The organism is Tenacibaculum sediminilitoris (assembly GCF_964513795.1).
Classification (GTDB): domain Bacteria; phylum Bacteroidota; class Bacteroidia; order Flavobacteriales; family Flavobacteriaceae; genus Polaribacter; species Polaribacter sediminilitoris.
Genome location: NZ_CAZEQR010000011.1, coordinates 320,917 through 345,460, shown reverse-complemented (window position 1 = coordinate 345,460; position 24,544 = coordinate 320,917). Strand labels below are relative to the sequence as shown.

Annotated in this window: 25 protein-coding genes and 1 riboswitch; of the genes, 13 read left to right on the top strand and 12 right to left on the bottom strand. The window is 31.9% G+C overall.

Annotated features, from left to right (window positions below):
• The first annotated feature begins 50 nt into the window (after window positions 1–50).
• The 3 genes from ACKTSW_RS05365 to ACKTSW_RS05355 all read left to right on the top strand — a co-directional run bounded on the left by ACKTSW_RS05365 (window position 51) and on the right by ACKTSW_RS05355 (window position 2,439).
• Window positions 51–1,247: a hypothetical protein gene (locus ACKTSW_RS05365; protein WP_408024243.1), complete on the top strand. Its 1,197-nt coding sequence runs from the start codon at window positions 51–53 to the stop codon at window positions 1,245–1,247.
• Between the two features lie 62 nt (window positions 1,248–1,309).
• The gene (locus tag ACKTSW_RS05360; protein ID WP_408024242.1) at window positions 1,310–1,552 is read left to right on the top strand and encodes a hypothetical protein; all 243 of its coding nucleotides are present in this window, start codon (window positions 1,310–1,312) and stop codon (window positions 1,550–1,552) included.
• Window positions 1,553–1,830: 278 nt separating this feature from the next.
• On the top strand, window positions 1,831–2,439 hold the full coding sequence (locus tag ACKTSW_RS05355) for an alpha-ketoglutarate-dependent dioxygenase AlkB family protein (protein ID WP_408024241.1): 609 nt from the start codon (window positions 1,831–1,833) through the stop codon (window positions 2,437–2,439).
• A gap of 796 nt (window positions 2,440–3,235) precedes the next feature.
• On the opposite strand, the gene ACKTSW_RS05350 is transcribed toward ACKTSW_RS05355, so the two are convergent.
• From ACKTSW_RS05350 to ACKTSW_RS05330, 5 genes are read right to left on the bottom strand one after another with little or no spacing between them, the layout of a single operon-like run.
• Entirely contained in the window at window positions 3,236–4,348 is a 1,113-nt protein-coding gene (locus tag ACKTSW_RS05350) for an ABC transporter substrate-binding protein (RefSeq protein WP_408024240.1), read from the bottom strand.
• Between the two features lie 12 nt (window positions 4,349–4,360).
• Window positions 4,361–4,888: an alpha-ribazole phosphatase gene (gene cobC, locus ACKTSW_RS05345; protein WP_408024239.1), complete on the bottom strand. Its 528-nt coding sequence runs from the start codon at window positions 4,886–4,888 to the stop codon at window positions 4,361–4,363.
• Entirely contained in the window at window positions 4,873–5,643 is a 771-nt protein-coding gene (locus ACKTSW_RS05340) for an adenosylcobinamide-GDP ribazoletransferase (protein ID WP_408024238.1), read from the bottom strand. The genes cobC and ACKTSW_RS05340 overlap by 16 nt, the downstream gene beginning before the upstream one ends.
• A 2-nt stretch (window positions 5,644–5,645) precedes the next feature.
• Complete coding sequence (gene cobT, locus ACKTSW_RS05335) at window positions 5,646–6,683, bottom strand: nicotinate-nucleotide--dimethylbenzimidazole phosphoribosyltransferase (protein ID WP_408024237.1); 1,038 nt, start codon at window positions 6,681–6,683, stop codon at window positions 5,646–5,648.
• A gap of 3 nt (window positions 6,684–6,686) precedes the next feature.
• Entirely contained in the window at window positions 6,687–7,190 is a 504-nt protein-coding gene (locus ACKTSW_RS05330; RefSeq protein WP_408024236.1) for a bifunctional adenosylcobinamide kinase/adenosylcobinamide-phosphate guanylyltransferase, read from the bottom strand.
• Window positions 7,191–7,291: 101 nt separating this feature from the next.
• Here ACKTSW_RS05330 and ACKTSW_RS05325 point away from each other — a divergent pair, with 101 nt between their 5' ends.
• Both ACKTSW_RS05325 and ACKTSW_RS05320 read left to right on the top strand, forming a co-directional pair.
• Window positions 7,292–8,230 carry an ABC transporter substrate-binding protein gene (locus tag ACKTSW_RS05325; RefSeq protein WP_408024235.1) on the top strand — a complete coding sequence of 313 codons (939 nt, stop codon included), beginning with the start codon at window positions 7,292–7,294 and terminating at the stop codon, window positions 8,228–8,230.
• A 9-nt stretch (window positions 8,231–8,239) separates the two neighbouring features.
• A riboswitch (cobalamin riboswitch) is annotated at window positions 8,240–8,435 on the top strand.
• Between the two features lie 84 nt (window positions 8,436–8,519).
• Window positions 8,520–10,412: a TonB-dependent receptor plug domain-containing protein gene (locus ACKTSW_RS05320; protein ID WP_408024234.1), complete on the top strand. Its 1,893-nt coding sequence runs from the start codon at window positions 8,520–8,522 to the stop codon at window positions 10,410–10,412.
• A gap of 108 nt (window positions 10,413–10,520) precedes the next feature.
• On the opposite strand, the gene ACKTSW_RS05315 is transcribed toward ACKTSW_RS05320, so the two are convergent.
• A complete protein-coding gene (locus ACKTSW_RS05315) occupies window positions 10,521–10,934 on the bottom strand; it encodes a thiol-disulfide oxidoreductase DCC family protein (RefSeq protein ID WP_408024233.1) in 414 nt (137 codons plus the stop codon).
• 145 nt (window positions 10,935–11,079) lie between these two features.
• Between ACKTSW_RS05315 and ACKTSW_RS05310 the strand changes: the two genes are divergently transcribed.
• From ACKTSW_RS05310 to ACKTSW_RS05295, 4 genes are read left to right on the top strand one after another with little or no spacing between them, the layout of a single operon-like run.
• Entirely contained in the window at window positions 11,080–11,784 is a 705-nt protein-coding gene (locus ACKTSW_RS05310; RefSeq protein ID WP_408024232.1) for an ABC transporter ATP-binding protein, read from the top strand.
• A gap of 2 nt (window positions 11,785–11,786) precedes the next feature.
• A complete protein-coding gene (locus tag ACKTSW_RS05305; RefSeq protein ID WP_408024231.1) occupies window positions 11,787–13,016 on the top strand; it encodes an ABC transporter permease in 1,230 nt (409 codons plus the stop codon).
• Window positions 13,017–13,018: 2 nt separating this feature from the next.
• Entirely contained in the window at window positions 13,019–14,236 is a 1,218-nt protein-coding gene (locus ACKTSW_RS05300) for an ABC transporter permease (protein ID WP_408024230.1), read from the top strand.
• A 33-nt stretch (window positions 14,237–14,269) separates the two neighbouring features.
• On the top strand, window positions 14,270–15,370 hold the full coding sequence (locus ACKTSW_RS05295; RefSeq protein WP_408024229.1) for an efflux RND transporter periplasmic adaptor subunit: 1,101 nt from the start codon (window positions 14,270–14,272) through the stop codon (window positions 15,368–15,370).
• Between the two features lie 72 nt (window positions 15,371–15,442).
• Here the strand turns inward: ACKTSW_RS05295 and gcvT are convergent, their stop codons facing one another.
• Entirely contained in the window at window positions 15,443–16,525 is a 1,083-nt protein-coding gene (gcvT, locus tag ACKTSW_RS05290) for a glycine cleavage system aminomethyltransferase GcvT (protein ID WP_408024228.1), read from the bottom strand.
• A gap of 260 nt (window positions 16,526–16,785) precedes the next feature.
• Here gcvT and ACKTSW_RS05285 point away from each other — a divergent pair, with 260 nt between their 5' ends.
• From ACKTSW_RS05285 to priA, 4 genes are all read left to right on the top strand, one after another.
• Window positions 16,786–18,414 (top strand): aminopeptidase P family protein, encoded by a 1,629-nt coding sequence (locus ACKTSW_RS05285; RefSeq protein WP_408024227.1) that lies wholly within the window; start codon window positions 16,786–16,788, stop codon window positions 18,412–18,414.
• Window positions 18,415–18,491: 77 nt separating this feature from the next.
• Complete coding sequence (locus ACKTSW_RS05280; RefSeq protein WP_408024226.1) at window positions 18,492–19,037, top strand: TlpA family protein disulfide reductase; 546 nt, start codon at window positions 18,492–18,494, stop codon at window positions 19,035–19,037.
• Between the two features lie 18 nt (window positions 19,038–19,055).
• Window positions 19,056–19,277, top strand: a complete 222-nt coding sequence (locus ACKTSW_RS05275) for a VF530 family protein (protein ID WP_408024225.1) — start codon at window positions 19,056–19,058, stop codon at window positions 19,275–19,277.
• Between the two features lie 120 nt (window positions 19,278–19,397).
• The gene (gene priA, locus ACKTSW_RS05270; protein ID WP_456243517.1) at window positions 19,398–21,839 is read left to right on the top strand and encodes a replication restart helicase PriA; all 2,442 of its coding nucleotides are present in this window, start codon (window positions 19,398–19,400) and stop codon (window positions 21,837–21,839) included.
• 68 nt (window positions 21,840–21,907) lie between these two features.
• Here the strand turns inward: priA and ACKTSW_RS05265 are convergent, their stop codons facing one another.
• The 5 genes from ACKTSW_RS05265 to ACKTSW_RS05245 all read right to left on the bottom strand — a co-directional run bounded on the left by ACKTSW_RS05265 (window position 21,908) and on the right by ACKTSW_RS05245 (window position 24,415).
• Entirely contained in the window at window positions 21,908–22,486 is a 579-nt protein-coding gene (locus ACKTSW_RS05265; protein WP_408024223.1) for a hypothetical protein, read from the bottom strand.
• Window positions 22,487–22,603: 117 nt separating this feature from the next.
• Complete coding sequence (locus tag ACKTSW_RS05260) at window positions 22,604–23,122, bottom strand: SDR family NAD(P)-dependent oxidoreductase (protein ID WP_408024222.1); 519 nt, start codon at window positions 23,120–23,122, stop codon at window positions 22,604–22,606.
• Between the two features lies 1 nt (window position 23,123).
• Window positions 23,124–23,279, bottom strand: a complete 156-nt coding sequence (locus ACKTSW_RS05255; RefSeq protein WP_408024276.1) for an IS3 family transposase — start codon at window positions 23,277–23,279, stop codon at window positions 23,124–23,126.
• 150 nt (window positions 23,280–23,429) lie between these two features.
• Window positions 23,430–23,747 (bottom strand): DUF1330 domain-containing protein, encoded by a 318-nt coding sequence (locus tag ACKTSW_RS05250; protein ID WP_408024221.1) that lies wholly within the window; start codon window positions 23,745–23,747, stop codon window positions 23,430–23,432.
• An 86-nt stretch (window positions 23,748–23,833) separates the two neighbouring features.
• The gene (locus ACKTSW_RS05245) at window positions 23,834–24,415 is read right to left on the bottom strand and encodes a Crp/Fnr family transcriptional regulator (protein ID WP_408024220.1); all 582 of its coding nucleotides are present in this window, start codon (window positions 24,413–24,415) and stop codon (window positions 23,834–23,836) included.
• Window positions 24,416–24,544: the final 129 nt, after the last annotated feature.

Here is a 24,544-nt window from a genome sequence, read left to right as displayed (position 1 = left end):
ATACTTAGTTTTGGCACAATAATTGAATTTTCTTGCGAAACTTAAACTTTATGAGAAAAACTACTTTACTACTTATATTATTAGTACTAGTACTAGCATCTTGTAGTAGTGTAAAAACTACCGAAAAAGCTATTAATTCTGGTAACTATGAAAAGGCTATTTCATTATCTGTTGAAAAATTAGCCAAAAACAAAAACAAAGAAAAAAATCAACCATATGTAACAATGCTTCAAGAAGCTTTTAAAAAAGCTACAGATAGAAATTTAGATAGAATTTCTTTTTTAGAGAAAGAAAAAAATCCTGACAATCTTGAAACAATTTATAATTTATATCAACGTCTTCATAATAGGCAAGAACAAATAAAACCATTGTTACCGCTACGAATCCTGTCTTCAGGAAGAAATGCTAAGTTTAAACTTGTAGATTATACTGATAGAATTCTTGAAGCAAAAGAAAACTATGCTAGTTATTTATACGAAAATGGGGTAGCCTTGTTAAATGAAGGAGACCGAAATAAAATTAACTATAGAAGAGCTTTTGACGAATTAAGACATTTAGATAATATTAGTCCTAACTATAAAGATACAAGAAACTTAATAGAAGAAGCACACGCGAAAGGGATAGATTATGTATTTGTTTCTGTTAGAAATAGAACAAATCAAATAATTCCGAGAAGATTAGAAAGAGATTTACTGGCAATTGATACGTATGGATTAGACGATTTATGGACACAGTATCACGCTCAAAAAGATAGAAATATTCAATATGATTTTGATTTGGAATTAGATTTTAGAGATATTTTAATATCCCCAGAGCAAATACGTGAAAAAGAAGTTATTAAAGAAAGACAAGTAAAAGATGGCTATAAATATCTTCAAGATAAAGATGGAAAATATGTAAAAGATAGTTTAGGTAATAAGATAAAGATAGATAAGTTTAAAAAAGTACGTTGTAAATTTTATGAGTTTACACAGTTTAAAAGTAGTAAAGTTACAGGAGTTGTAAAGTATATTGATAATAGAACGAATCAATTATTACAACGATTCCCTATACAAAGTGAGTTTATTTTTGAACATATATATGCTGATTATGATGGAGATAGAAGGGCATTGGACAAATCATTTATAGAATTACTAGACCAAACATCAGTAAATTTTCCTTCCAACGAACAAATGGTATACGATACTGGGACTGATTTAAAACAGAAGCTCAAACATATTATCACACGAAATAAGTTTAGAAATTAGTTTTGTTGTTTATTAGTTGTTTTTTTCTATATTTGCAAAATCAATCCCTAAATAATTAAAATATGAAAATTACAACGTTAGTTATTAGCTTTAGCTTTTTTTTAGCTCCTTTGTTAACAAATCAAACTACTTTAACGAGTAAAGATTCAAAGGATAAAGACTCAAAAATTACTATCTGCCACGTACCGCCAGGAAATCCTAGCAATGTTCATTCGATAACCATTAGTGAAAAAGCTTTAAAAGCGCACTTAGCTCATGGTGATTTTTTTGGTTTTTGCGATACAGGAGGAGAACCTGGTATGTAAATTATAATAATTAATATTAGATCAAAAGCTCCTGTTAATAGCAGGAGCTTTTTTTATTATACTTGATTATGGAAAAGGATTTTAATATTATAACTTTTGAATATCAAAAAACGAATAAAACTAGCTTACTTTTTAAGTTGTTAAGTGTAGTTTTAATTATGATTTTTTTATTTAATTCTTTACATGAATTGATAGATGTTTTTAAAAGAGAGTATACACCAGGTTGGTGTTGTATGCTTCCGTGTCCATCTCCTTATTCTGGTTATTTTTTTATATAAGTGGATTTATTCTCACAATTTGACGATACTCCTAAAAACTTACTTCCGAAAGATGGAACTGTAAACTATTACGGAATAGTTTTGCCAAAAAAGGATGCAGACCATTATTACGAGGTTTTATTGAATTCTATTGAATGGCGTAACGACGAAGCTATTATTTTTGGAAAACGCATGGTAACCAAACGAAAAGTAGCTTGGTATGCCGAACAACCCTTTGAATATTCCTATTCCAACATTACGAAAACAGCCTTACCATTTACGAAAGAACTATTAGCGTTAAAAGAATTAGTTGAAACGGAAACTGGTGAAACGTATAATTCTTGTTTATTGAATTTATATCACGATGGTTCTGAAGGAATGGCATGGCATAGTGATGGAGAAAAAGACTTAAAAAAGAATGGAGCGATTGCTTCGTTGAGTTTTGGAGCAGAAAGACGCTTTGGTTTTAAACACAAACAGACCAAAGAAACGCTGTACAAAGTATTAGAACACGGTTCGTTATTAGTAATGAAAGACGAAACCCAAACCCATTGGTTACACCGGTTACCACCTACAAAAAAAGTCCACCGACCACGAGTGAACTTAACTTTTAGAACAATTGTGAGGTAGTTTTTTGTATGGTTTGTGAGGAATAGAAAACCAGAGATTTTCGATTAAGTATTTTGAGTTTTTAATCAATTATTGTTCTTTGAATTCCAATATTTAAAAAGCTAATTTATTAGTGAATACTTGAAAGTGTAAAATATTCAATAGGTTTTAACATTACGGAAGAAGTAGAATAATTAAATTTTTATTAATTTGCGGTCACAAAAAAACGTCAATATTTAAATATTGACGTTTTGAGATTCTAAATAAAATACTATTATTCAATTATTTAGTTGCTGTTTATCGATTTAACGACGATAAGTAGTAGTTGTAGTTTTAACTTTCATTGGAACATATTTTATTCCTTGAGAAGTTTTTACTTTAACTCTAACAGTTTTAGTTGTAGTTCTTGATGTTTTAGACATAACTAAAATTTGTATTTGGTAGAGAGGTAATACTTAACACGCCTCTCTATCGTGTCAGTATAGAGGACACTTTGCAGAGTGTCCTCTATTAATTGTTTTCATTAAACTTTTTAGCTTTTCAATAATATTTTATTTTACGTAAGAAGTCTTATTTAGATGTTTTCTTAAGAAAATAGGTAGGGGAGTAACTTATTGATTTTAAGTTAAGTCAAATATATGAAGCTTATTTTGTATTCACAATCTATACTTATTCACAAAACCTTTGTAGTTTTTAACAAAGTCTTTTTTTTGGGGTTTAGCCCTTTATATTATTAACGTTATTAAAGGTATGAGTTTGTTTATATAATTCTTATCAGTTGAAAACGGGGTTGATGGATTTAAAATTAATTTAATAGTTACTCCACTTCCTTATAAAAAGTCAATTTGTATTCTGGTAACAAATTAGGGTGTGTAATTTTTATCAAATCTTTTAACACCAAATCTGGTCGTACAGGAGAGAGTTCAAAGTAAATCAAACCACCAGTTTCACCTTTGTTGTGTCCGATAGAAAATACCTTATTATTGGTAAATGCATCAAACTCTTTGTAGTGAATGTTTGCAGTAGTTAACTGTTCTTTGGTAGCATACAAGCCACAGTTAAACCAAAAATCAGCGTGTTGCCCTTTTTCCAATACGCTTTCAAAACTTAGTGGTAAACTACCGGTTCCTTTCGTGTCTTTCCATAAGTAATTTAAGTTCGCATCGTTGTAAAATGTCGCGATAAAGCTTTCACCCGCAGGAACATTCCAAACATCTTTAAACATGCTTCCAGATAAAATGGTAGGCTGTTTATCGCTGCTTTTAGCAATTTCTTTCGCTTTTAGGTATTCCTTTTCTATATTGTTAAAAATACTGTCTGCTTCCTTTTCTTTTCCGTATAAAGCACCAAAAAGTTTAATCCATTCCGCTCTTCCTAAAGGGGTTTCTTCCAACCAATCTCCATTAAAAATTACAGGAATACCTGTTTTTTTGATGTTTTGGTATAGTTTCGTATTTGGATGCAAAGCAAAACCAATAACTAACTCAGGTTCAATATCAATCAACTTTTCGGTATTCATGTCTTGTTCCAAGCCTAATTCAACAATCTTACCTTCTTTTATTCTATTTCTTGTTCTTTTAGAAGAAATATATTTGGTATGAGGAAAACCAACAATGGTGTTTTCAGCATTCAAAAGTTCTAACATCGGAACATGCGTAGTACTGGTAACTACTATTTTTTCAACAGGAACTTTAATTTCTTTTTTAGAAAGGTTGGTTTTATTAGTAAGTGTGTAAGAAAAATATTCGTGTGAGCTCTGAAAAGCTTTTTTTATCACTAATTTTTTTTCTCCGTTTTCAGAGATGATATCAAATCCCTTGGCATACTTTACAGTGCTTTTGGTAGGTTTCTTTTCGGTAGTTTTTTTAGTTTCTTGCTTACATTGTGTAAACAGAAGTAATAAAGAAAAAATAAGTAAATAACGTTTCATAGTACTCTATTTTTATAGGTGGAAGGTTAGTGTATCTCCGTAGTTTAGTTTTAATTCAAATGATTTTTCCAACGGAATATTGTTCGTATAAGCCCAAAGACTTCTCATTATACCCGCATGGGTAACTAGCACGACTTTTTGATGGTTTTTGGCTTTTAATTCGGTTAGAAAATCGGTAGTTCTATTATGTAAATCGATATAGGACTCTCCGTTTTTAGCAGGTGTTTTTACAAAATCATTCATCCAAACATCGAGTTCTTTTTTATCAATATCGTTCCATTTTTGTAGCTCCCAATCACCAAAATCAAGTTCTTTTAATCGGTTGTCAAAAATTACTGTAGCTGAAAGTTTTTCAGCTAAAAGTTTACAACGTTGTAAGGGACTGCTGTAATACGTTACATCAGCATCGTTAACAGGAACTTTTTTTAGAATACTACTTACTTCTTCTTCAAAAGTAGTCGTAACCTCTATATCTGCTTGACCATAGCATATACCTTTGGCAATTTTAGGTGTTGTGTGTCGTACTAAAATAACTTCCATAAGGCGAGTAGGCTTAGATAAAAAACAATTTCAGATACTTGTTGCAAAGCACCCGCGCAATCTCCTGTTTGACCACCAATCCATTTTTTAAAAAAGTGTCCCATGTACAAATAGGTGAGTAATAATGGAAGTAATACTAAAAATACCATTGGTTTTTGAAAGAAAAATAAGGGTACTATTCCAAAAATACCTGATATGAGTAGCGACTTACTACTCATTTGTTTGGTGGTTGGTTTTATTTTAGAGCTGTCAATATCTCTTACATAGTCATGTGTGTATAATAGAACAGTTGCGATAAATCGGCTAATACTATGTCCTGAAATAATAACTAATATTAGATCAACGGATAGGTTTTGTAAATGATATAAAGCTAAAAACTTTATAGCTAGGATAAAGACCAAACCACTCACTCCAAAAGTTCCTAGTCTGGAATCTTTCATAATGGTTAAAATCTTTTCTTTGGTCCATCCGCCACCAAAACCATCACATACATCGGCAAATCCATCTTCATGAAAAGCTCCTGTAATCCAAATAGAACTAATCATACTAATTACAATAGCAATATCCGTAGGAAAAATATAAGAAGAAGCAAAATAGGTTAGTGCGGCAATACTCCCGACTATAATTCCTACCAAAGAAAAATAACGACTGCTTTTATTGAGTATTTCGGGTGAGTGATTTACCCATTTAGGACAGGGAATTCGTGTAAAAAATAATACAGCAGTTAAAAAATAATGGATTTGTTTTTTTATCATAACTAAGCTTCGCTAACATTAGCACTTTTAAAAGTAGCCATTTCGTTTAAAAAGTTCACACTCGATTGAATAATAGGAAAGGCAACAGCACAACCCGTACCTTCACCTAAGCGCAACCCTAAGTTTAAAAGAGGTTCAGCATTTAAAAAGGCTAACATTTTTTGATGTCCTTGTTCACCTGAATTATGACAGAAAATACAATAGTCTAGAATATCAGATTCCATGGCATGAGCTGCTAATAGGGCAGCAGTAACAATAAAACCATCAATAAGTAAGGTCATTTTTAAGGAAGCAGCTTCTAACATGGCTCCACACATCATTACAATTTCAAATCCGCCAAAAGCAGTCAACGCTTCCATAGGTGTTGAAATAGCATCTGCATGTAACTTATAAACCTCACATAATGTCTCGATTTTTGTTTGTAACCCTTTATCATCTACCCCAGTTCCTCTACCTACACAGTTTTCAATAGGTGTATTGGTAAAATAACTCATTAACAAAGCCGCAGATGACGTATTGCTAATACCCATTTCACCAAAACCAATAACATTACAACCTTCACTATACACCTTTCTTACCAACTGTCTTCCTTTTTCTAAAGCTTCTTGGCATTGTTCTGAGGTCATAGCTTTGGTAATACTATAATCTTGTGTTCCTTTTGCTATTTTGGCATTGGTAAGTTGTGGATGTGCTTCAAAATTAGCATTCACACCAGCATCTACAATATTTAAAAGAATGTTATTTTGTTTACAAAATACATTAATGGCAGCACCTCCTTGCAAAAAGTTAAACACCATTTGTTGTGTAACTTCTTGAGGATATGGACTTACTTTTCCTGTGGTAGCAATTCCATGGTCCCCTGCAAAAACCATAATAGTAGGTTTTGACAGTACAGGTGTAGTAGTACTTTGAATTAACCCCACTTGCATGGCAACTTTTTCTAAATTACCCAAAGCACCAATAGGTTTGGTTTTAAAGTTAATTTCTTCTTGAAGTTCGCTCTGTAAATCTTTTGATAGTGGAGTTATTGTTGTTGTCATGTTTTATTTTAAAGTTAGAGGGAGTCCAGACACCATAAAAGTAGCTTTATCAGCCAACTTTGCTATGTGTTGGTTCGTCCAGCCTTGTAGTTGCGTAAATTTTCTGCCAGATTCGGAATTGGCATGTAATCCCATACCAATTTCATTAGAAATTATAATAATATTGGCGTTTATTTTAACCAACTTGTTGATTTCTTCTTTAGCGATTTCTAGTGCTTTTTCAATATCATATTTTGTGTCTACAAAGAAGTTTGTTAGCCATAGCGTAACACAATCAACAACCACAGTTTGTTTTTCAGAAATTACGTTACTCAACCATTTTTCCTCTTCAACAGTGGTCCAGCGTTCATCTCTATCAGAAATATGTCTATTAACTCGTTGTTTAAAATCTTCATCCCAAATACGAGAAGTGGCTAGGTAAATAGGGGTGTCAGATAAAGATTCGGCTAGCTTTTGAGCATAGCTACTTTTACCTGAGCGTTCACCTCCTGAGATATAATAGATCATGAAATAGCATTTTATGTTGACACAAAGATTGGAAAGATTTTTAATAAAAAGCAAATTAAAATAGAGAACTGTTTATTTTTGTTGAACTAAAACAACCAATTATGACAGTATCTTCTTTTATGCCGGCAGTAACTCAAATGATTTATGATATGGGGTTACAAGAGTTTTTAAACGGAATTACTTTTGAGTGTCCAGAAATTGCTTTACAAGAAAAAGACGTAGCTGTTCGATATAAGTTAGAAGGAAAAGTGTTAACGAGTAAAGAAATAACGGCTATTTTTTCTAAAACCAAGGCAGAAGGGAAGACCTTGTATTATGTAGATGAACCTATTTTAGAAAGTATAGCTCCAGATATTGTTTTTACACAAGATGTATGTGATGTTTGCCAGATAGATACAGAATCTGTGGCAAAATCAGCTTACAAACTACCTAAGGTTCCAGAGTTAATTTCTATTACACCAAATTCTTTAGAAGATGTTTTTGAGAATGCATTAACTATTGCAAAAGCTATGAATCAGGAAGCAGTAGGAGAGGCATATGTGAGTGGGTTAAAAAAGCGTATTTATGATGTTGTAGATGTGCAGCGTGAACATAGAATCCAATCGAAAAGTGTATTGTTATTAGAGTGGATTGATCCGTTGTTTAATTGCGGACATTGGATTCCTCATCAAATAGGGTATGCTGGTGGAATTGATTTATTATCGCATCCTTCAGGAGATAGTATTGTAATTTCTTGGGATAAAATTGTAAAATACGACCCAGAGGTACTCATCATTGCTCCTTGCGGATACGGAATTGATAGGACTTTTGAAGACATGAAGTTTTTAGAAGAAAGAGAGGAATGGAAATCCTTGAGAGCTGTAAAAAATAAACAAGTGTATATTGCTGACTTCGCCATGTTTACACAATCGTCTGCCGGTACCTTGGTAGGAGGAATAGAATGTTTAGCAAAAATGATTCATCCAGCGTATTATACTCTTCCAGAGAACTTAAAAACAAAATTCGTAAATTATCAAGATTTGATGGTTGCTAATTTATAAGAATACTATACATTTGCCTTGATTTTTGGTTTTTCTTTAAGTATCGTTTTAAAGAAAATTAAAAGGGAATTCGGTGTAAAACCGAAGCTGTTCCCGCAACTGTAAGCTACAAAGCTTGTAACATTCACTTAAACCACTGTTTTTTTAATGGGAAGGTAAGTTACAAGACGCAAGCCAGGAGACCTGCCAAGACTCAATATGTAATTCGAACTTTCGGGATAAAAGTTTGGGTGTGGTTTTTTCTACGCTTATTTTTTTCCTGATTTTAAACTTTAATGATTAAGTAGTAATGAAAAAAAAAGTACTTTACTTAAGTGTTTTAACATCAAGTTTTGCGTTTAATATCAATGCGCAAGAACAAGAAAAAACAATACAACTAGATGAAGTTGTAATTTCAGATTCTAAATTCAATTTAAAAAAGGAAAATTCTGGAAAAGTTATTCATAAAATAACAGCAGAAACTATTGAAAGAAATAGTGGTAAAAACGTTGTTGATTTAATTAATAGTATTTCAGGAATTGAAATAAACGGAAACACAAGTTCTCCAGGACAAACTTTAGGAGTTTTTGTTAGAGGAGGAAGCACTAAAGAAGTGGTCGTTTTAATTGATGGAATTCAAGTATCTAATCCATCAAGTAGCTCTGGAAGTTTTGATTTAAGATTGTTAGACTTAAATGATGTTGAATCTATAGAGGTAATTAAAGGAGCTGCAAGTACTTTATATGGAACAGGAGCTGCAACGGCAGTTATCAATATTAAGTTAAAAGAAGCAACATCAAATAAAACAAATGTAGCATTATCGCTGTTTGGTGGAACAAATAATGACCAAAACACTAGGAGTGGTACAAGCATTCAAAGTTCAGCAAATGTTAATGGGAAAATCAATGATTTTACCTATTTAGTAAGCTTTTCTTCTTTAGATACAAAAGGAACCTCTTCAGCAAGAGCAGAAGGTGGAGAAACTTTTAAAAAAGATCCTTTCCAACGCATTTCTACAAATGTGAAGTTAGGGTACAAGTTTAATGACAAATTTTCTATCAATACTCTAGGAAGTTATAGTGAATTTACGAATAGTTATGATGGAGGCTCTTTCGCAGATGCTGATAACGTTTCATTAGACAAAAGTTATAGAGTAAGTTTATCTCCTAAATATGAATACGGAAATGGAAGTGTACAAATAAACATGGCCTATAGTAAGTATGATTCAGATAGAGTTAATACTCAATATCCAGGAATAAGCAAAGGTGAAAACTATATAGCTGATGCGTTTTTAAAGCATGAATTTGATAAAATATACTTTTTAGCTGGGGTTAACTTTCAACATAATACAATTGAAACGTATTCAATTCCTTATGGAGAAACTGAGTTAACGAAGACTGAGTATTCAGAGGAACCAACAACAAAATTGATAGACCCATATGTGAACGCTGTTTATGTATCAGATTTTGGTTTGAACGTAAATGCAGGAGTTAGGTTGAACAACCATAATAAATATGGTAACCATTTTGTATATAACATGAATCCATCTTATAGAATAAAACAAGAAAATGGGTATGTTAAGTTCTTAGCATCATACAGTACAGCTTTTATAGCTCCTTCTGTTCAAGATTTATATGCTTCTTGGGGGAATGTTGATTTAGAACCACAAGAGAGTGTAACTTATGAAGGAGGAGTAGAGTATAAGCTAAATTCATTAGTACTTAATGCTGTTTATTTTAATAGAGATATAGAAAATATAATTGCATACAATCCTACAACTTATACAATGGACAATATTGGTGATGCTGTTGTAAATGGGGTTGAGTTTAATGTAAATTATAAATTATTAGAAAGTTTAGGTTTGAATACTAATTATACCTACACAAATAATGAAGAAACAGCAATTAGAATTCCAAAGCATAAAATTAACGCAGGAGTAAATTATGAAATCAAAGCTACTAACTTGTCGTTAAATTACCAATATGTTAGTGATAGAGATGATACAGATTTTAGAGGATTCCCTTATGAGAATGTTTCATTAGAGTCATATTCGTTGTTGGATTTTTTAGCTAATCATAAGTTAAACGATAATGTAAAGTTATTTTTAGGAGTAACTAACATTTTAAATGAAGATTATCAAGAAACTTTAGGATATACAACCCTAGGAAGAAATTATAAGTTAGGAGTTCGTTTATTTTTTTAAATTATAAAGTCCCCCCATTTTTTATTTTAATCTCAAGTATTGAGGAAATCACTAACTAAGGAAAAGTTCCTTTACCTAACAAGCTTACCAATACGGTGAGCTTGTTTTTTATAAAAATTTTTCTTGTATTTCTTTAGAAGGAGTCATACAGGCTTCTTTTTTACCAAACCATTTATAACGATTTTTAGCAATAAAATCATATACTAAATTTCTAAACCCTTCAGGAAGTACCCAAAAAGCCTGAGTAAGTTTCCAAACACCTCCAAAGGAATTCATTATTTTCAAAGCAGCGTTCGATTTAATATCATAAGATACATTTGGTTCGTATAAAATAATAGAATCAACCTTAGAAGTGTCTACACCCAAATACTGTGTAATTTCTTTACCAGTATCAGACTGTAAAGAAGTGAATAAAAACTTGTTTTTAGTATCATATTTTATAACTTTTAATACACTATCACTACAAAAATTACAGACACCATCAAACAAAATTACTTTTTTATTGGTAGGCAAGTTGTTCATATTTAGTTTTTTATAAAAATTAAAAGATAAATTTGTAACATAAACCAAAATTAAGCGTCTTGTAAGAAAGTAAATAATGATTTAACAATAATTTAAGTAGTTTATAAAGGTCAGTATTTATTTTGTTTAAAAATTAACTAACACTATGATTCGAATAGAAAATCTTCACAAATCCTATCCTATAGGAAAAGATTCACTTCATGTTTTAAAAGGATTAAACTTGCATATAAAAGAAGGTGAATTTGTATCTATTATGGGATCTTCAGGATCAGGAAAATCTACATTACTAAATATTGTAGGCTTATTAGATACGCATGATGAAGGAAAGTATTACTTAAACGGACAGCTAATTGAGAATCTAAATGAAAAGAAAGCAGCTGTATTACGTAATAAGTTTTTAGGGTTTGTTTTTCAGTCATTTAATTTAATATCGTACAAAACAGCCTTAGAAAATGTAGCGTTACCATTATATTACAAAGGAATTCCTAGAAAAGAACGATTAGAAACGGCTCTAGAATATCTTGAGAAAGTAGGGTTAAAAGAATGGGCAAATCATTTACCAAATGAACTTTCAGGTGGTCAAAAGCAACGTGTAGCAATAGCAAGAGCTTTGGTAACAAAACCCAAAGTTGTATTAGCTGACGAACCAACAGGTGCCTTAGATTCAACGACTACAGATTCGGTTATGGACTTGTTAAAAGAAATTAACGATGAAGGAATGACGGTTTTCGTAATTACACACGAAGAAGAAGTGGCAGAACAAACCAATAGAGTTGTTCGTTTAAAAGACGGAGTCATTATAAGTGATGAATTAACAGAGGTAGCAATAAACAAAGCAAAAGCAATTTAATTATGTTTGATTTAGATCGCTGGAGAGAAATATTTCAAAGTATAAGTAAAAACAAATTGCGTTCTGCTTTATCAGGTTTTACAGTAGCTTTTGCAATTTTACTATTTACCTTATTGTTTGGAATAGGTAATGGACTTCAAAACACGTTTAAAAACGAATTTGCAAAAGATGCTATTAATTCTATATACATATGGACTAATACAACAACAAAAGCTTATAAAGGACATCAAATAGGTAGAAGAATTCAGTTTAAAAATGATGATTTTGAGTTTTTAAAAGAAAAATATGCTGATAAAATTCAAATGATTAGTCCTCGACTACAAAGAACAGCAAAAGTAGTTTATAAAACAGAAGAAGATAACTATACGATAAGAGGTGTATACCCAAAATATGATTTATTAGAGTCAGCTGAAGTTACCGAAGGACGTTTTTTAAACATTCGTGATATTAATGAAAAAGCAAAAGTAGTTGTTATTGGTCGAATGGTTGAGAAAGATTTATTTGGTCAAATAAGTGCTTATGGAAAACAACTAAACATTGGGGGAATTATCTATAAAATTATAGGAGTGTTTTCTGACCCTGGAGGAGATAGTGATGAACGTTATATATACATCCCATTTACAACCATGCAGCAAATTTATGGTAATAATGATTATGTAGATCAGTTAGGTATGACTTATAATCCTGAAATGAGTATAGATGAAGCTCTTGCCTTTAGTAGTAAAATGCATAGAGAATTAAAGAAGAAACACGAAGTTTCACCTAATGATCAAAGAGGAATAGGAATTAATAACTATGCTTCAGGTAATAAAGAAGTTTCGAGTATGATGGTAGGATTAAGTATTCTAATTTTAATTATAGGATTCGGAACCTTAATAGCTGGAGTGGTAGGTATAAGTAATATTATGGTATATATTGTTAAAGAACGTACTAAAGAAATAGGAATAAGAAAAGCAATTGGAGCAACACCAAAATCTATAGTATCAATGATTATGCTAGAAGCCATTTTAATCACCGCAATATCAGGGTATTTTGGTTTAATGTTAGGGGTAGGGATATTAGAATTAGCAGGTCCTAGCTTAGAAAAATACTTTATACTAAACCCAGGAGTATCAACACCAGTAGTTGTTGGAGCTACTATTACCTTAATTTTAGCAGGAATGATAGCAGGATATTTACCAGCAAAGAAAGCGGCAAGAATTAAACCAATTGTAGCACTAAGAGCAGATTAATTATGAAGTTTTTATTTGATAAAGATACTTGGCAAGAAATTTACGGAAGTATTCGTAAAAACAAAACAAGAACAGCCATCACAATATTTGGTGCTTTTTGGGGAATACTTTTATTGGTAGGTCTTTTAGGTGCCGCTAAAGGAATTGAAAACGGGTTTAATAGCATGTTTGGTGATTTTGCAACGAATAGTGTTTTTATGTCTGGAAGCAAAACATCTAAACCGTTTAAAGGATTTCAAGAAGGAAGACAGATCAACTTAACAACAGGTGATGTAGAAAAAATAAGAAGCGAAATAGAAGGTGTAGAATTTGTTGTGCCTAGAAATGTAACCTCTAGCCAAGTTATATATGGTCTTAAAACAGCTAATTTAACAGTTTTTGGAGATTACCCTTTATTAGACAAAGTACAGAAAAAAAAATTAACAGTAGGAAGATTTATAAACCAACAAGACATAAATGAAAATAAAAAAGTTTGTGTAATAAGTGATGAAGTTTATAAACAATTATTTGATAAAGATGAAGAAGCCTTAGGTTCTTACATTAAAATTAATAATATTGGTTATATGGTAATTGGAGTATATAAACCTAGTAGATTTGAAGGTACCAATAATATTCATATACCATTTAGCACATTTCGACTTGTTTATAACCAAGGAGATAAATTTCGTTGGATGGTTATAACAGGAAAACCAGAATATAATATAGAGCAAGTAGAATCAGATGTAAAAGTGTTGTTAAGTAGCTTACATAAAATTCATCCTGATGATAATAGAGCCTTTAGAGGGTTTAATTTAGGAAAAGAAATAGCTAAAGTAACAGGCTTTTTAACAGGAATGCAGTTTTTAACGTGGTTTGTAGGGATTGCAACCTTAATAGCAGGAGTTTTTGCTATTGGTAATATCTTATTAATAACGGTAAAAGAACGAACCAAGGAAATTGGAATTAGAAGAGCCTTAGGAGCTACACCAGGGAAAATAAGACAACAAATTATTTTAGAGTCGGTTTTCTTAACCTTGTTAGCAGGGTCTCTAGGAATCATAGCAGGAGGTTTGATATTAATGGCAATAGATGCAGCTGATTTATTAACGAATCCAACGGTAGATATCCCCATAGTACTAATAGCCTATGCTGTATTAATCGCATTAGGAACTTTAATAGGTTTTATTCCTGCCTACATGGCAACAATAATTCAACCAATAGAAGCATTAAGAGAAGAATAAAAAATCAATTAACAAGAATATAAATAGATACAAATGAAAAGAATTATCATTTTCGGAGGAATAGCGTTAGCATTAATTGCAGTGTTAATATGGTTTGGCAAGAAAAACAGCGCATCTCCAATTGAATATGAAACAGAAAAACCTTTTAAAGCTACTATTGTAAAAAAGAGCGTAGCTACAGGAAAAGTAGTTCCTTTAGAAGAGGTTGAAATTAAACCTCAAATAGCAGGTATTATAGATAAAATTGTTGTAGAAGAAGGAGCTATAGTAAAAGCAGGAGATTTATTAGCAACTGTTAGAGTGGTACCCAATGAACAATCATTACAAAGTGCAAGAGGAAGAATTAATTCAGTAGAAATTCAACTAAAAAATGCAAAAACTCAATACGATAGAAATAAAAAACTTTTCGATAAAGGTGTTATTTCTAGCCAAGAGTTTGAAGCATCACAGTTATCGTATAATCAAGCAAAGAATGACTTAAAAAATGCTCAAAATGATTATCAAATCATAAAAAGAGGATCTGCTGGTTCTTCTGGAGCAAATACTAATATTAGAGCAACAACTTCTGGTATGGTAGTAGAGATTCCTGTAAAAAAAGGATATCAAGTTATTCAATCTAATAACTTCAACGCAGGAACCACGATTGCTACTATTGCTGATATGACAAAAATGATTTTTGAAGGTCAAGTTGATGAATCTGAAGTAGGTAAATTAAAAAAAGGAACGAATATAGAAGTAGCTTTAGGAGCTATAGAAGACAAGAAATTCCCTGCAATACTAAATTTTATTGCACCAAAAGGTACAGACGAAGGAGGAGCAGTACAATTTAAAATTAAAGCAGATGTTTCTTTAGATAAAGAACATTTTATTAGAGCAGGATATAGTGCTAATGCAGAAATTGTTCTAAATAAAAAAGATAGTGTTTTGTCTATAAAAGAGGCTTTATTACAGTTTGATAGAAAAACAGAAGAGCCATATGTAGAAGTAAAGAAAGGAGATCAAGAATTTGAAAGAAGAGATGTTAAATTAGGTATTTCAGACGGAGTTAATGTTGAAATTTTAGAAGGAATTACCGCTGATGACGAAGTGAAAATTTGGAATAAAGTATCTAAAGAAGAAGATAAAAATAACTAATTAACAGTCATATTTTAATTACTGAGTAGAAAGCAGCTTTAAAAAAAAGCTGCTTTTTTTTTAGAAGTATTATTAACCTTTATAGAAAGGAAGTTTAACTACCTTAGCAGGAATTTGTTTTTTTCGAACTTGAATAAAAATATCACTATCAACCTTAGAGTTCTCTTTCGTAACATACCCTAATCCAATTCCTTTACCTAATGAAGGACTCATAGTACCAGATGTAACACGACCAATATTGTTTCCGTCAGCATCAACAATTTCATAATCATGACGAGGAACACCACGCTCTGTTAATTCAAAAGCAACTAATTTGCGAGTAACACCAGCTTCTTTTTGAGCTTTTAAAGCTTCAGCATTTACAAAGTCTTTTGTAAACTTAGTAATCCAACCTAAGCCAGCTTCTAAAGGAGAAGTAGTATCATCAATATCGTTACCATATAAACAATACCCCATCTCTAAACGTAAGGTATCACGAGCAGCTAATCCGATAGGTTTAATTCCCCAGTCTTTACCAGCTTCAAAAACATTGTTCCATAGTTGTTCAACATCTTCATTCTTTACATACACCTCAAATCCACCAGAGCCAGTATACCCAGTAGCAGAAACCACAACATTTGGTATTCCAGCAAAATTAGTAATTTCAAAAGTATAAAATTTTATATTCGATAAATCTACACTGGTCAACGATTGCATTGCTTCCGCAGCCTTAGGTCCTTGAATAGCTAAAAGTGACCAGTTTTCAGAACGATTTTCCATAGTAACATTCAAATCGTTATGTTGAGAAATCCAATTCCAATCTTTTTCAATATTAGAAGCATTTACTACTAACATATACTCATTCTCAGCAATCATGTAAATAATTAAATCATCTACAATTCCTCCATCTGCATTAGGCATACAGCTATATTGCGCTTTTCCAGGAACTAATTTAGAAGCGTCATTAGAAGAAATTTTTTGAATTAAAGCCAACGCATTTTCTCCTTTTAAAAAGAATTCTCCCATATGACTTACATCAAAAACACCAACTCCTTTTCTAACAGTTTCGTGTTCAGCAGTTACTCCTTCGTATTGTACAGGCATATTATAACCTGCAAAAGGAACCATTTTTGCTCCTAAAGCTTCATGTACATGTGATAAAGCTGTATTTTTCATGTGTTTGTTTTTTATTGTTTTTATTAACGCATGTAACCTTTGATGAATAAAACAATCATAAGTATGATATGTTTTATTTATGTAGGTTTCATTATTGTGTATTGTTTGTTTTAAAAAAGTGATGCTAAAGTATTGAAAAATTAGCAAACAATATGGGTGAATCTGTGTAATATTATAAGACAATATTACCTAAATGTTTGTTAATATTTTCCTTATTCTATAATAGAATACTACATTTGAGAGTAACAAATTTTATCACGATGTTTAAAAAACTATTATCTACCCTTTTCTTACTAAATATATGTGTTGTTGTATCAGCACAAATTCCAACAGATTATTTGCCAGCTGATTTTCATAAAGAACGAAGAGCAATTTTACGATCAAAAATGCCTAAAAATTCTATAGCTGTTGTTTTTGCGAATCCAACCCGGAATAGAGCAAATGATGTAGATTATGTATTTCATCAAGACCCTAACTTTTATTATTTAACCGGATTTAAAGAACCCAATGCAGTTTTGGTACTATTTTCTGAAAATCAAAAAGACGCTGAAGGAAATAGTTATAATGAATTATTATATGTACCAAAAAAAGACCCTCGATTTGAAATGTGGAATGGAAAACGTTTAGGAGTAGAAGGAGCAAAAAAAGAATTAGGTTTTGCGATGGCAAAAACATCAGAAGAATTTGTTACAGATCCTATTAATTTTAAAAGTTTCAATAAAGTAAACATATTAAAGTTTAATGATGATTATAGAAACTCAGAAAGGGATAAAGGAGAAATTTACGATTTAGTAAAAGCGTTTAAAAAGCAATCTAGATATAATGATAGTGTGTTAAAAGACCCAAATATAGCGTATATTCATAAGGCTATAGCAAATGTGCCGGATGCGAAATTAGAAGAAGTGGCTAAGGAATTATCTAAAAACTTAGAGAATTATCCAGAATATAAAAAAGACCCAATAATAAAAGAGTATATAAATGCTACAGATGATGGATTAAGAAGAGAACTCAAACAAAAAATAAAAATAAAGCTTCAAAATAATGAATCAAATATAGATATTAAGTTTTTACCTACAGCACTTGCTGAAATGCGTGAAGTAAAAACACAAGAAGAATTAAAACTGTTAACTAAGGCAATACGAATTTCAGCTATTGGACAAATAGAAGTGATGAAAGCAATGAAACCACACATGTCTGAAACAGAAATTCAAGGAGTTCATGAGTTTGTGTATAAAAAATACGGAGCAGAGTATGAAGGCTATCCGTCTATAGTAGGCGCAGGAAACAATGGTTGTGTTTTACATTACATAGAAAATAACAAAACCAAATTAGGAAATGAATTAGTTTTAATGGATTTAGGAGCTGAATACAGAGGGTACACAGCAGACGTAACCAGAACCATACCAGCAAACGGTAAGTTTTCACCAGAACAAAAAGCTATTTACGAATTAGTTTTAAAAGCACAAGACGCAGGAATCAAAGTATGTAAACCTGGAAATCAATTTTGGAAACCAGGGGAAGCAACAAAGCAGATTATTAATGAAGGATTAGCAGCTTTGGGTATTATTAGTTCTCCTTCAGCAAAACATAGCTATTTTCCACATGGTACTTCTCATCACATAGGCTTAGATGTTCATGATCCAGGAACATATGGTGCTTTTAAAGAAAATATGGTTATTACAGTAGAACCTGGTATTTATATCCCTGAAGGAAGCCCTTGCGATAAAAAATGGTGGGGAATTGCAGTTAGAATTGAAGATGATATTTTAATTACAAAAAACGGCCCTGTAAACCTATCAGCAGAAGCCCCAAGAACTGTTAAAAATATTGAGAAAACGATGGCTAAAAAAAGCGTTCTAAATGATTTTTTACTGCCTGATTTAGATTAATAAAGAAAGCACCCACACTTTGTAATAGAATAATACTCATAACGACAGATAACAACGTTTAATCTAAAAGAAACTTAATGAAATTCAACAGAAAAACAATCTCAAACATTGTATTTGTCGTTATTATAGGCTTGTTACTATATCCGCCAACCAAAGTATATTTTATTAGGTTGGTTTCGTTTTCACCTTCTACCACTACTGAAGAACAAAGAGAAGAGCTAGTAGACTATAACTGGAAATTAAAAGGGTTAAATACTACGAATATAGATTTTAATGAAACAAAAAATAAAGTAGTTTTTGTGAATTTTTGGGCAACTTGGTGTCCACCATGTATTGCAGAAATGCCAAGTATTCAAAAACTATACGAAGATTACAAAGACAAGGTTCAATTTATATTTGTGAGTAATGAAGATTGGACAACAATTGATGTTTTTTATAAAAACAAAGGCTACGATTTACCAACCTATAACATTTTATCAAAAGTTCCAGATCAATTAGTAAGTAATACCATTCCAGCTACATTTATTTTAGATAAGAATGGAACTATTATGGTTGATAAAAGAGGACCAGCTGATTGGAATAGTAATAAAATTAGAATTTTGTTAGACGAATTACTACAGTAGAATCTTTACCTTTGCGCTATGAGTCAAGAACAACCAAATAATCCGCTTCACGGAATAAAATTAGCCACCATGTTAGAAGAGCTATACTTAGAGTATGGTTGGGAGGAAATGGGAGAAATGTTGAATATTAATGCTTTTAAAAACAACCCAACCTATAAATCGAGCTTAAAATTTTTAAGAACAACCCCTTGGGCAAGAGAAAAAGTAGAAAAAATGTACTTAGAAATGATAAGTGATTAATTATAGACCTGTTAAACTCCTTAAAAACTATTCTTATTTTTCCATTCTAGAGAAGTCATAAATATAGAAGCTATGTACTCATTTTTGTGTAGTTTTGATTTAATTTAAAAAGAAAATTTTATTCACTTCATCGACGTCATATTGCCCATTCCGTTGCAAAAAACGTTTACCTACTCGGTAACCAAAGCAGAAGCTTCTTTTTTAAAAAAAGGAATGCGTGTAGCAGTTTCTTTCGGAAAAAGTAAAATATATACCGCATTGGTGTTCAATATTCACCAAAATGCACCCGAAGCATATGAAGCCAAAGACATTCATCAAATATTAGATGACTGCCCTATTGTAAATGAACACCAATTAAAACATTGGCAGTGGATTTCGAGCTATTATATGTGTTCGTTAGGCGATGTGTACAGAGCAGCCTTACCGTCAGCATTTTTGTTAGAAAGTGAAACGATTATCTATAAAAACGAAAACTTTGAAGAAGAACCTATATTAACCGATGAAGAGTTTTTAATTTTTGAAGCTTTACAGCATCAATCGCAACTAACCATTCATCAAGTTGCTGATATTTTAGGAAAGAAAACTGTGCTACCCATTATTAATGGATTGATTGAGAAGAGTGCGATTTACATTAAAGAAGAAATTTACGAAACCTACAAACCTAAGTTGGTTAAGTATGTTCGGTTACATAACAATTATGCTTCGAATGAGGGCTTACAAACGCTTTTAGAGGAACTTTCAAGAGCAAAAAAACAACGAGAAGCTGTATTGACGTATTTTCAGTTAGCAGCTTCTAAAAAGCCGATAAAAGCTAAGAATTTAGAAGAACAATCAGGAGCTTCTTCTACAGTTTTAAAAGCGTTGGTAGAGAAAGATATTTTTGAGTTTTATCATATTCAAACCGATCGTATCAATTATCAAGGAGATACGAATCAGATAAAAGAACTCAATGAGTTTCAACAGGAAGCGTTTACGCAAATAAAAACTTCTTTTGAAACACAACAAGTAAGCTTATTGCACGGGGTTACAGGGTCTGGTAAAACAGAAATTTATGTAAAACTGATTAAAGAAGTGATTGCTGAAGGAAAACAAGTATTGTTTTTACTACCAGAAATCGCCTTAACAACCCAAATTATTACCCGCTTACAAAACTATTTTGGAAACTTTATATCAGTATTCCACTCTAAATATTCGATGAACGAACGGGTAGAGGTATGGAATAATGTATTAGAAAATAAACCAAAAGCACAAATTGTTTTAGGAGCGCGTTCTTCGTTGTTTTTACCGTTTTCAAACTTAGGGTTGATTGTAGTAGATGAAGAACACGAAACGTCGTACAAGCAATTTGAACCGTCACCACGTTACAACGCACGTGATGCTTCAGTAGTATTAGGACATTTACACCAAGCAAAAGTATTGTTAGGTTCTGCAACACCATCGATAGAAAGTTATTTTAATGCTGAGCAAAACAAATACGGATTTATAGAATTAACGCGTCGTTTTGGAAACATTCAACTGCCTAAAATCGAGCTGATAGACATTAAAGAAAAGCATCGAAAAAAGGAAATGAATGGTCATTTTTCTGATCGCTTGTTAAAAATGATTACCGAAGCCTTGGAGGAAAAAGAACAGGTTATTTTATTTCAAAACCGACGTGGATTTTCGCCTGTGGTAGAGTGTACAACTTGTGGTGTTTCTCCTCAATGTCCGAATTGTGATGTGAGTTTAACCTATCATAAATTCCGTAAGGAATTAAAATGTCACTATTGCCATTATCAACGTGCGATGCCGAACAGTTGTGGAGCTTGTGGAAGTGCTACTTTAGACACCAAAGGTTTTGGAACGGAGCAAATAGAGTTGGAGCTCAAAGAGCTATTTCCAAACCATACCATTGGACGAATGGACTTGGATACTACACGCGGTAAATATGGGTATCAAAAGATTATTGGGGCTTTTGAAGCCCAAGAAATTGATATTTTGGTAGGAACGCAAATGCTTTCTAAAGGATTGGACTTTGAAAATGTATCGCTGGTAGGAATCCTGAATGCAGATTCTATGCTCAACTTCCCTGATTTTAGAGCCCATGAGCGCGCTTTTCAGCTAATGGTACAAGTATCGGGTAGGGCAGGACGTACTAAAAAACAAGGGAATGTAGCCATACAAACTTACAACCCGTATCATCAAATTTTACAGCAGGTATCTACGACCAATTATACAGAAATGTATAAAGAACAATTGCAAGATCGTTGGCAGTTTCATTATCCGCCATACTATCGTTTAATAAAAATTACCCTAAAACATAAAGATTACACGCGTGTTGATAACGGTATCAACTGGTTAGCAAAAGCGTTACAAAATGTGTTTCATGAAAATGTATTAGGACCTACAGCACCTGCGGTTTCTCGTATTCGAAACCAGTATATTAAGAATTTAGTGATTAAAATTCCACCGAAACAATCATTAGGAAAAACCAAAGAGCAACTACAAAAAATTAAAAATACGTTTGAAGCGGTCAAAGATTTTAGACAGATCCGCTTTATTGTGGATGTGGATGCGTATTAAAAGTTTCGCCAACATGGTGTATGTGCCGTATCCCGAAGAGTATAGCATATACACCATGTTGGCGGTAATTATTTATTCTTAAAATATTCTATCATTTTATTAAAATTAAATCCCATACCTGCAAAATTGGGCTCCAAGATTATGGCATCAGCAAGCGCTCTGCCAGTTCCTTTTCTTATTTCTTTTGATACTCTAAAGTCATCTAAATCTTTCTGTTCCTTAACGTCATTAAATAATTTTTCAATTAGAGTAGCCACTTCAGATGTTGATTTGCAGAACTTTTTTAAAGGTATTAAAATTAGTTTTAAGTTCTTTTCAATTTCATCTCTACCATTTGAAGAGTAACTTTCTTTGAACTTTCTTGGATGCCGATTTGTAATCAAAATAGCAGGAAGAATCTCTTCGGCATTTTCTCCATTTACATTGTGCCACGATAGAACCTCATCTTCAAAATGTACTCTATTTATTCCTCTTATTCCTCGAATAACTACAGCCTCATTTTCAGCAGCAATTCTTGCCATATTTTCAGAGTTCTTCATTAACGTTTCTCCTAATGGTTCATTCCAACCATAATCTAACAGGTAGATGAAGTACTCTTTATGTATTACTTCTGGAATATTTTCTAATGATTGCACGTACAGTCCCATTTCTATCTTTTTTAATTACCGCCAACTCGTTTGAGAATATGTATCCGTTTTAATGATTTATATTCAACGTTAGCGAAAGGTAGTTGAATTTAGGATAAGAATCAAGTTAAATTATTTTTAAAAATTCCGAATATCCACACCATTTTGTAGTTTGTTTTGGGTGTCTATGGTAAAAATGATTTCCGCAACATATTCAGGTGTATAGAGTTGGTCGTTTTCTTTTAAATCGATAAAACGTTGTACGTTTTTAAAATCTTTTTCATCGGTACTTCTAATATCAGTTTGCATATTGGTATCTACCACACCAGGGTAAATAGCATTGCATTGTACACCATGTTCAAGCTCGTTTTGTTCCGCAGCAATGGTTTTGGTCATCATATCAATGGCTGCTTTAGACGTGCAGTAAATACTCCAACCTTCATACAGTTTTACGGCTGCTCCAGATGAGATACTAATTATTTGTTTTTTACAGGTTAACTGTTGTGTGGCTTTGATAAACAAACTCGATAAAATAAGCGGCGTAGTAGTGTTTAGGTGTATGCTTTTGGCAATATCTTCCGAGTGAATATTTTCTAGGTTTGCTATGGTGCAAAGTCTTCCGGCATTATTCACCAAGGTAATTGATGAAACCTCCAATTTATGCTGATAATTTGTATAGCATATTAGGTGTTTTATAATCTAAAGATACATGTAATCTTATTTCGTTGTATAAATTAATTACATTTTTTGCAGTTCTTTTTGGGTGTGCCACGTTATCAAAGATTTGGTCAAGATAAAATTCATCTTTTAAGATTTAGGAGTGAATTTTTATTGTAGCTAACATTTAGTATAAGAGCAGTAGCGTATAAAATATCGATACTTTTCGATTGTAAATATATTTAATTAAAATAATAGCGGTTTGGGTTTTTACCCAAACCGCTATTATTTTTATACTTTGTTACTTTTATAGTGCCTCCATTATAACGGCATTGAATTCTCCTGATGAACGTCTTAGTGTTTTTAACTCTTTATAGTCTTCAGAATCATACCATTTGTTGGCTTGTTCAAAAGTAGAAAATTGAATCATTACCAAAACTTGAGGATTCCAATCTCCTTCAACATTTCTTATCTGCCCACTTGCAACAATGTATTTTCCTCCAAATTTTTCTACAACGGGAAATACATTTTTTTTGTACTCTTCAAGTTTAGCTGAATCTGTAATATTTACATTTTCGAATAGACAATAGGCTGGTTTCATTTCATTTTGTTTAAAAGATGTCATAAGATGTATTTTTAATAAATAATTGTTAAAGTAAAATTATCGCTATAATTATATAAAAAAAATAAGAAATCTTAAGAAAAGATATTTTAATATCTAGCTCGTATAGTACTCAAATGTTCTGGTGTCACTCCCAAATAACTTGCAATATCTTTCAATGGAATATGTTGGTGAAAAGAAGGGTATGTCTTTACGAAATTTTCGTATCTCGTTTTTGTTTTTAATGTTTGACTTTGTAAAATTCTATCTTGATGATTTATTAAGGAATTTTCCATTTGTATTCTAAAAAAGCGTTCAAATTTTGGAACACGTTTGTAAAGATCTTCTACTTTTGACTTTGAAATTTGGAATACTTCTGTTTTTAGTAAAGCGTCAATATACAATTGTGCTGAAGTACCATTAACATAACTTTTTAGGTCTCCTATCCACCAATTGGCTTCTGCAAATTGAATGATATGAGTGCCTGAATGGTCTTCATAGTAAGACCTTAAACATCCTGAGTTAACAAAAGTGACTGCTCCACAAATTTGACCTTTTTTCAAAAGAAAATCCTTTTTTTTAATAATTTTCTTTTGGATTAGGGAAACAAAGAAAGCACTTTCATCATCATCTAGTTCAATATGACGATTCACATTTGTTAATATATTTTCATATAGCGTCAATTTTGTCAATTTTAAAGGGTTTATTATTTATGACCTCCTGCAATTTTTTACTGTCTTGTCCTGAAATAAGGCTACATAATTGTGTTAAATTATGTAGCCTTATTTCAGGACGCATCAAAATGTGTGCCAACGGTTCGC

Excerpts from the sequence above, each read along its gene's own strand:
- ACKTSW_RS05365 (WP_408024243.1), top strand. The coding sequence starts at position 51 with ATGAGAAAAACTACTTTACTACTTATATTATTAGTACTAGTACTAGCA.
- ACKTSW_RS05250 (WP_408024221.1), bottom strand. The coding sequence starts at position 23,747 with ATGACATCTTTTAAACAAAATGAAATGAAACCAGCCTATTGTCTATTC.
- ACKTSW_RS05275 (WP_408024225.1), top strand. The coding sequence starts at position 19,056 with ATGAGTCAAGAACAACCAAATAATCCGCTTCACGGAATAAAATTAGCC.
- ACKTSW_RS05310 (WP_408024232.1), top strand. The coding sequence starts at position 11,080 with ATGATTCGAATAGAAAATCTTCACAAATCCTATCCTATAGGAAAAGAT.
- ACKTSW_RS05330 (WP_408024236.1), bottom strand. The coding sequence starts at position 7,190 with ATGATCTATTATATCTCAGGAGGTGAACGCTCAGGTAAAAGTAGCTAT.
- ACKTSW_RS05280 (WP_408024226.1), top strand. The coding sequence starts at position 18,492 with ATGAAATTCAACAGAAAAACAATCTCAAACATTGTATTTGTCGTTATT.
- ACKTSW_RS05305 (WP_408024231.1), top strand. The coding sequence starts at position 11,787 with ATGTTTGATTTAGATCGCTGGAGAGAAATATTTCAAAGTATAAGTAAA.
- cobT (WP_408024237.1), bottom strand. The coding sequence starts at position 6,683 with ATGACAACAACAATAACTCCACTATCAAAAGATTTACAGAGCGAACTT.
- ACKTSW_RS05300 (WP_408024230.1), top strand. The coding sequence starts at position 13,019 with ATGAAGTTTTTATTTGATAAAGATACTTGGCAAGAAATTTACGGAAGT.
- ACKTSW_RS05295 (WP_408024229.1), top strand. The coding sequence starts at position 14,270 with ATGAAAAGAATTATCATTTTCGGAGGAATAGCGTTAGCATTAATTGCA.
- ACKTSW_RS05350 (WP_408024240.1), bottom strand. The coding sequence starts at position 4,348 with ATGAAACGTTATTTACTTATTTTTTCTTTATTACTTCTGTTTACACAA.
- ACKTSW_RS05325 (WP_408024235.1), top strand. The coding sequence starts at position 7,292 with ATGACAGTATCTTCTTTTATGCCGGCAGTAACTCAAATGATTTATGAT.
- ACKTSW_RS05360 (WP_408024242.1), top strand. The coding sequence starts at position 1,310 with ATGAAAATTACAACGTTAGTTATTAGCTTTAGCTTTTTTTTAGCTCCT.
- ACKTSW_RS05340 (WP_408024238.1), bottom strand. The coding sequence starts at position 5,643 with ATGATAAAAAAACAAATCCATTATTTTTTAACTGCTGTATTATTTTTT.
- ACKTSW_RS05265 (WP_408024223.1), bottom strand. The coding sequence starts at position 22,486 with ATGGGACTGTACGTGCAATCATTAGAAAATATTCCAGAAGTAATACAT.
- gcvT (WP_408024228.1), bottom strand. The coding sequence starts at position 16,525 with ATGAAAAATACAGCTTTATCACATGTACATGAAGCTTTAGGAGCAAAA.
- ACKTSW_RS05320 (WP_408024234.1), top strand. The coding sequence starts at position 8,520 with ATGAAAAAAAAAGTACTTTACTTAAGTGTTTTAACATCAAGTTTTGCG.
- ACKTSW_RS05315 (WP_408024233.1), bottom strand. The coding sequence starts at position 10,934 with ATGAACAACTTGCCTACCAATAAAAAAGTAATTTTGTTTGATGGTGTC.
- ACKTSW_RS05285 (WP_408024227.1), top strand. The coding sequence starts at position 16,786 with ATGTTTAAAAAACTATTATCTACCCTTTTCTTACTAAATATATGTGTT.
- cobC (WP_408024239.1), bottom strand. The coding sequence starts at position 4,888 with ATGGAAGTTATTTTAGTACGACACACAACACCTAAAATTGCCAAAGGT.